The organism is Micromonospora sp. D75 (assembly GCF_018070405.1).
GTDB lineage: Bacteria > Actinomycetota > Actinomycetes > Mycobacteriales > Micromonosporaceae > Micromonospora > Micromonospora chalcea.
The window spans coordinates 1-6505 of sequence record NZ_JAGPXV010000330.1 but is presented as its reverse complement, the minus strand read 5'-3'; the positions used below and the strand labels follow the sequence as shown (position 1 = coordinate 6505).

Annotated in this window: 8 protein-coding genes and 1 pseudogene; 4 read left to right on the top strand and 5 right to left on the bottom strand. The window is 74.2% G+C overall.

Translation table 11 applies throughout. From position 1 onward, the window contains the following. Nucleotides 1-81: 81 nt before the first annotated feature. Nucleotides 82-444 carry a YciI family protein gene (locus tag KBX39_RS19465; RefSeq protein ID WP_205796229.1) on the bottom strand — a complete coding sequence of 121 codons (363 nt, stop codon included), beginning with the start codon at nucleotides 442-444 and terminating at the stop codon, nucleotides 82-84. A gap of 99 nt (nucleotides 445-543) precedes the next feature. After that, a complete protein-coding gene (locus KBX39_RS19460; RefSeq protein ID WP_210871855.1) occupies nucleotides 544-1704 on the bottom strand; it encodes a DUF2786 domain-containing protein in 1161 nt (386 codons plus the stop codon). A 138-nt stretch (nucleotides 1705-1842) separates the two neighbouring features. Here KBX39_RS19460 and KBX39_RS19455 point away from each other — a divergent pair, with 138 nt between their 5' ends. Further along, nucleotides 1843-2685, top strand: a complete 843-nt coding sequence (locus KBX39_RS19455) for a DUF3152 domain-containing protein (protein ID WP_051611270.1) — start codon at nucleotides 1843-1845, stop codon at nucleotides 2683-2685. A gap of 15 nt (nucleotides 2686-2700) precedes the next feature. Here the strand turns inward: KBX39_RS19455 and KBX39_RS19450 are convergent, their stop codons facing one another. Both KBX39_RS19450 and KBX39_RS19445 read right to left on the bottom strand, forming a co-directional pair. Next, nucleotides 2701-3126, bottom strand: a complete 426-nt coding sequence (locus tag KBX39_RS19450) for an ATP-binding protein (protein ID WP_043327055.1) — start codon at nucleotides 3124-3126, stop codon at nucleotides 2701-2703. Nucleotides 3127-3164: 38 nt separating this feature from the next. Beyond that, on the bottom strand, nucleotides 3165-3920 hold the full coding sequence (locus KBX39_RS19445; protein WP_210871853.1) for a cyclopropane-fatty-acyl-phospholipid synthase family protein: 756 nt from the start codon (nucleotides 3918-3920) through the stop codon (nucleotides 3165-3167). A gap of 84 nt (nucleotides 3921-4004) precedes the next feature. On the opposite strand from KBX39_RS19445, the gene KBX39_RS19440 reads away from it, so the two are divergent. From KBX39_RS19440 to KBX39_RS19430, 3 genes are all read left to right on the top strand, one after another. Then, the gene (locus tag KBX39_RS19440; protein ID WP_030503492.1) at nucleotides 4005-4223 is read left to right on the top strand and encodes a hypothetical protein; all 219 of its coding nucleotides are present in this window, start codon (nucleotides 4005-4007) and stop codon (nucleotides 4221-4223) included. A 108-nt stretch (nucleotides 4224-4331) separates the two neighbouring features. Further along, a complete protein-coding gene (locus KBX39_RS19435) occupies nucleotides 4332-5291 on the top strand; it encodes an ATP-binding cassette domain-containing protein (protein ID WP_113972131.1) in 960 nt (319 codons plus the stop codon). Continuing rightward, a complete protein-coding gene (locus tag KBX39_RS19430) occupies nucleotides 5288-6082 on the top strand; it encodes an ABC transporter permease (RefSeq protein WP_210871851.1) in 795 nt (264 codons plus the stop codon). Before KBX39_RS19435 ends, KBX39_RS19430 begins: the two co-directional genes overlap by 4 nt. On the opposite strand, the pseudogene KBX39_RS19425 reads toward KBX39_RS19430, so the two are convergent. Then, nucleotides 6024-6505: pseudogene (locus KBX39_RS19425) on the bottom strand (hypothetical protein); the annotation flags it as partial. The gene KBX39_RS19430 and the pseudogene KBX39_RS19425 overlap by 59 nt on opposite strands.

The window sequence follows — 6505 nt, the reverse complement described above, 5'->3', positions numbered from 1 at the left end:
AGAACTGGCCGTGCCGGCGCACGAGCACGCCGAGGACCTGCGGCGCGAGCGTGCGCAGCAGGTCCTCGACCGCAGGTGAGGTCACATCTCCGTCCCGGCCTGCTCCATCACCGCTCGCACCTCCAGCACGCCGAAACCGTGCCGCACGTCCGGCCAGCGCGCGGCGATCTCGGCAGCCCGCTCCGGGGTCTCGCAGTCGACGGTCAGGTAACCCGCGAACTGCTCCTTGCTCTCCACGAACGGCCCGTCGGTGATCTCGGTGCCGCCACCGGCGGCCGGACGGGCCGTACGGGCCTGCGACGGGTGCGCCAGCGCCTCACCGCCGACCAGCTCACCGGACTCGGACAGCTCCTTCATGATCTCGTCGACCTCGCCGAAGATCGCGTTGCGTTCCGCCTCGGACAGCTCCTCCACGAAGCCGGGCCGGTTCCAGATCAGCAGCATGTACTTCACCGTGCACTCCTCGGGTTCGGGCCACCGTCGGTGGCGCCTCGCAGCCGGGTCGGAGCCGGTCCGCCCGAACCGACATCATCGGCCAGGAAGTCAGCGAGAACCGCGCACCGGGCGGCGTGCCGGGCGGCCCGGATCGAGCGAGGCGCGGTCGGCCGCGCTGGTGCCGGAGACCCAGCCCTGTTCGTCGCGCACCTGGAGCCGGTGCCGCGTGGTGCCGGGAAAGAGCTGGTCGACCCGCTCCCGGACGGCGTCCGAGCGGGCCGCGAGCACCGGCAGCAGGCGGTCGTCGTCGCTCTGTCCGGCCGCCGCCGCGCTGGCCTCCCGCAGCCGGTCGCCGATCCGCAGCGCGAACGCGTTGAGGAACGACTCGTCGTAGCCCTTGGTGCGCCGCCCGCCTGCCTGTCCGCGCTCGCGCCGGCCGCGCAGCATCGCGGCGGTGGCCTGCACCAGCAGCGAGGTGTGCAGCAACTCCACCGCCGCCAGGTCGGCCGGGAAGCCGAGCACTGTGGCGAAGCCCAGGTCGTCGGACCAGACCGACTCGCACCGGTTCGCCGCCGCCACCTCCTGGACCAGCAGCGCCTTCGCCGCCGCGTACGGGGCGTCGACCCCGATCCGGACCCCGCCCGGGCCGCCGGAGCGCTCGGCGGCGGCGTCGAGCAGCGCCGCGTCGATGCTGTGCCGGGCCATCAGCTCCTGCGCCTTGGCGGTGAACGCCTCCGCCTCGGCCGGGTAGGCGGTCGACTCGGCCTTGGCGAGCAGCGCGCGTACCCGGTCGAGCATCCGGGAGCCGCTCGGCGTCGCGGCGGCGGGTGCGGTGCCCGCCGAGCCGGGCGGCGGCCGGAGCGCCGCGATCGGCGGCAGCCCCGCCACCAGGACGAGCGCGTCGACCGCGTCCCGCAACGTGGTGATCCGGTCGCCGTCGGCGCGCCGGGCCAGCCAGCCCGCGTCGCCGTCCCAGGTCGCGCCCAGGTCGGTGAGCTGTGCGTCGAACCAGTCCGGGACCGGCGCCGGCAGCGTGCGCCGCTGTGCGGCCATGGCGTCGCGCAGCAGGCGGGCACCGCGCGGGGTCAGCCGCCGGACGGCGAGCCGATCCAGGTCGGCGGGCTGCCAGCCACGCGGCCAGAGCCGGCCCACGTCCCGCGTGAGCCGGGCGAGCAGCGCCGCGTCCACCGCCGCGCCGTCGGCCACCACCAGCCCGTCGAGGGCCCGCTCGGCGGCGCGTACGTCGAGCAGTCGGTCGGCTGGTGACACGGGTGGCTCTCCCTGAACTCCGGCAGGCGGCCTCTCGCTCACCCCGGCACCGACGGTACCCGGCCGGCCCGTTCAACCGTCCGGGGCTGCCGTCCGTACTCCTGCCCGAGCGCGTGGGGGCGACGGACGGAGATCGACGTGGGCGGGTACGACCGAGGGCTGCACCGGCGACGGCGGAGGCCGCGATCACTGCGCATCCTGGCGGTGGTACTGGTCGGGGCCGCGCTCGCCGCCGGCGGGTACGCCGCCCGGCACCCGGACCTGCTGGACCGCGTGGACGTGCGGCGGACCGTGCAGGCGGCGGCACCGACCCCGCCGGACGCGCGTCCCGCGCCGACGACGGTGCCGACGCCGGTCCCGGCGGCCGGGCGGGTGGTACCCGGCATCGTCTATCCGACCCGGGGCGGCGGCACCTTCCGCACCGCCGACACCGTCGGCGCGGTGGCCGGGCGCTCCGGCGAACTGCTGCGCTACCGGGTCGCCGTCGAGGACGGCATCCGCAACGTGGACGTGGAACGCTTCGCCAGTGAGGTGGCGGCGACGCTCGCCGACCGGCGGGGCTGGACCGGCGACGGCCGGTGGCGGCTGCAACGGGTGGGCCGCGACGACCGGGCCGACTTCACCGTGCTGCTCACCACGCCGGTGACCCGGGGACGGCTCTGCGGCGACCCGAGCGACACCTACACGTCCTGCCGCAACGGCGACCGGGTGGTGATCAACGTGGCCCGCTGGGTGTACGGGGTGCCGCACGTGGCCGACCTCTCCCGCTACCGGGAGTACCTGCTCAACCACGAGGTCGGCCACCGGCTGGGCCGGGGACACGAGCTGTGCCCCCGGGCCGGCGGTCCGGCGCCGGTGATGGTGCAGCAGACGCTCGGGCTGCACGGGTGCACGCCGAACCCGTGGCCGATCGTGGGCGCCGAACCGTTGACCGGACCGCCCGGCCAGTACGACGACCCCGTCCCGGCCGGCGACCGCTGAACCGGCGGCGGGCCGTCAGCGGGAGAACGCGGCCCAGATGTTCTTGGTGGCGTCGGTGGCGTACCAGCCGACGTCGAGCGAGACCGACTGGGCCAGGAACAGTCCGCGCCCGCCCGAGTCGGTCGGGCTGATGTCGGTCAGCTCCGGCACCGAGCTGACGTCGTGGTCGGCGACGTCCAGCAGGAACCGGTCGTCGGTGGCGAGCAGCGTGACGATGGTCGGCGGCCGTCCGTGCCGCAGCGCGTTGCTGGCCAGCTCGGTGGCGACCAGCACGACCAGGTGCGGGACCTCGTCCAGGTCCTCGCCCTGCACCAGCCCGTGCCGGTTCAGCGCGTCCCGCAGCGAGGCGCGCAGACCGCGTAGATCCTCGGGACTGTCCAGCACCCATTGCTCCAGCTCAGTGGCCTCCGGCGGCGGAGGCGAGGTGCGCAACTGTCCCATGATCTGTCTTTACCCTGCGTAGCCGTTCGTTAAGCAGCTCACCGGCGCAGCAGCGCGAACACTCCCCACCCCAGGTACTCGCGCTGGAAACGGACGTATCGCAGCGGGTCCTCGGTCAGCTCCCGGCGCAGCTCCGGGGCCAGTTCGTCGTCCGGATTGGCGTCCAGCCAGCGACGCAGGTTCAGCCAGTGCGCCGCGGCGTACCGGTCCCAGCTGTCCTGGTCGGCGAGGACCATCTCGACCAGGTCCCAGCCGCACTCGCCGAAGAGCCGGACCAGACCGGGCAGATCCTGGAACTCGTCCCGGGACCGGGCGTGCGACCCGGTGACGGCCTCCTCGTCCGGCGGGTCACGCCGCCAGTAGGGCTCCCCGACGAGCGCCATGCCGCCCGGCCGCAACGCCCGGCCCAGCAGCTCCAGCGTGCCCGGCACCCCGTCGCCGATCCAGGTGGCGCCGACGCAGGCGGCCATGTCGACCGGCCGCTCCGGCGAGTACGCAGCCGCGTCGCCGTGCACGAAACGTACCCGATCGGTGACGCCGAGTTCGGCGGCGCGTTCCCGGGCGGCGGCGGTGAAGGCGCTGCTGATGTCGACGCCGGTGCCGGTGATCCCGTGGTCGCGGGCCCAGGTGCAGAGCAGCTCGCCCTTGCCGCTGCACAGATCGAGCAGCTCGTCACCGGGGCGCAGCCCGATCGCGCGGCCCAGCGTGGCCAGCTTGACGTCGTCGAACGGGTTGAGGATCCGCAGGTCGCCCTCGCGGATGGTGAACTGGCGCGGCAGGTCCGGTGCTGTCATCCGGGGAGCGTCCCGCCGTACGGCCGGCGGTGGCAACCAATTTGCGTCTGTGCTGCTCCGGGTCTCCTGCGGTACGGTCACGGCATGGTGGTCGAGGAACACTGGTGGAACGGCGTCAGCAACCCTCGCGGACGGCGCGACGTCTACATCCGCACCGACGGAAGCCAGTGGCAGGTCCAGGCGCAGATCGGTGGGGCCAGCGGCCGGTCCCGCATCCAGCAGTGCCCGAGCCGCGGCTCGGCGAGCATCCTCGCCGGGGCGTGGCGGGCGAGCGGCTCCGGCTGGCGGGCGATGCCCCGCTGACCGCGCGCTCAGTCACGAGGCCCGTGCACCGCGCGATCGACGGGTGGCCCGGCGGCGTGAAACCGTCGTGAAACCGCGCTGATCCCGCCGGCCGCGACGGTTGCGGGCATGACGACGACGAATTTTCCCGGCGCGATGGTCGAGGTGTCCGGGCTGCGCAAGGCGTACCGGAGACAGGTCGTGCTCGACGGTGTCGACCTGCGCGTACCCGAGGCCACCGTGTTCGCCCTGCTCGGCCCGAACGGCGCCGGCAAGACCACCACCGTGCAGATCCTCTCCACACTGATCCGCGCCGACGCCGGCACCGTCCGGGTCGCCGGCCACGACGTGACCGCCGAACCGGATCGGGTACGCGCCGCGATCGGCGTGACCGGCCAGTTCTCCGCCGTCGACGCGCTGCTCACCGGCGCGGAGAACCTGCGGCTGATGACCGACCTGCGGCACCTCGGCCGGGTCGAGGGACGGCGGGTGGTGGACGACCTGCTGGCCCGCTTCGACCTGACCGAGGCGGCGGGCAAGCCGGTGGCGGCGTACTCGGGCGGGATGAAGCGCCGGCTGGACCTGGCGATGACGCTCGTCGGCCGCCCCCGGCTGATCTTCCTGGACGAGCCGACGGCCGGCCTGGACCCGCGTAGCCGCCGGGCCATGTGGCAGATCGTCCGGGAACTGGTGGCCGAGGGCGCCACCGTCTTCCTCACCACCCAGTACCTGGAGGAGGCCGACCACCTGGCCGACCGGGTCGCGCTGCTCGACGGCGGTCGCCTGGTCGCCGAGGGCAGCCCGGCCGAGCTGAAGCGGCTGGTGCCCGGCGGCCACGTACGCCTGCACTTCACCGACGCGGCGCACCTGGCCGCGGCGGCCGGGCTGTTCCCGGCGGCCACCCGGCACGACGACGACCTCACCCTGCGGGTGCCGGGCGACGGGAGCGTCAGCGGGGTACGGGCGCTGCTCGACCGGCTCGACGCCGCCGGTGTCGCTGTCGATTCGCTGAGCCTGCACACCCCCGATCTGGACGACGTCTTCCTGGCCCTCACCGGTCACCCCACCGAGGAGAAGGTGACCGCATGAGCACGCTCGCCCACACTGTTGGGGACTCGGCGACCATGCTGCGCCGCAACCTCAAGCACGCGGTGCGCTACCCATCCTTGACCGTCATGGTGATCGCCCTTCCGGTGATCTTTCTGCTGCTGTTCGTCTACGTCTTCGGCGGCACGCTCGGCAACGGACTCGGTGGTGTGGCCGGGGGCCGGTCCGCGTACGCCGACTACGTGACCCCCGGCATCCTGCTGCTCGCCATGGCCGGTGCGGCACAGGGCACCGCGATCGCCGTGGCCATGGACATGACCGAGGGCATCGTGGCCCGGTTCCGCACCATGTCCATCGCCCGCGCGGCGGTCCTCACCGGCCACGTCGTCGGCGCGGTGGCGCAGACGCTGCTCGGGCTGGCGGTGGTGGTCGGTGTGGCGCTGCTGGTCGGCTTCCGGCCGGACGCCGGTCCGGCGCAGTGGCTCGCCGCAGTCGGGCTGCTCACCCTCACCGCGTTCGCGATCACCTGGCTGTCGGTGGCGCTGGGCATGGTGCCCAAGAGCGTGGAAAGCGCCAGCAACCTGCCCATGCCGTTGCTGCTGCTGCCGTTCCTGGGCAGTGGGTTCGTGCCGACCGACTCGATGCCCGCGTGGCTCGGCTGGTTCGCCGAGCACCAGCCGTTCACCCCGATCATGGAGACGTTGCGCGGCCTGCTCCTGGCCGGCCAGGTCGACGGCGGCGACGCGGTCGCGGCGGTGGCCTGGTGCGCCGGGATCAGCCTGCTCGGCTACCTGTGGGGGCGCCGGCTGTACGACCGGGATCCGTCCCGCTGAGTTCCGCCACGGCGGCGAGCCGCAGCTCGTCGTGGTCGAGGGCGGCGTACGACGTGCGGGCCGCGTCGTACGCCGCCGCGTCCGCGTCGCGCGCCGCCCGGCGGGCCGCCGCCGAGGACATGGTGGGCTGGAAGTTGCGCAGGTAGCCGAAGCGTTCGGCGAGCGCGACCAGCCGGCCGCCGGCCGCCCGGTCGCCGCCCGACCGGCCCAGTTCCACCAGGCCGAGGGCCAGCAGCAGTGACCCGTGAATCGGTAGCTGCACGAGAAAGCCGGGCGGTTCGGCGATCGGGTCGGCCAGCAGCGCCACGCTCCGGCGGCGCAGCGAGTCGGCGAGCCCCGGCACCAGGTCCAGCCGGCCGTGCCGGGCGTGTGCGGCCAGGGCCGCCGCCCGGATCTCCAGGTGCCACGGCGCGTCGCCGGGCG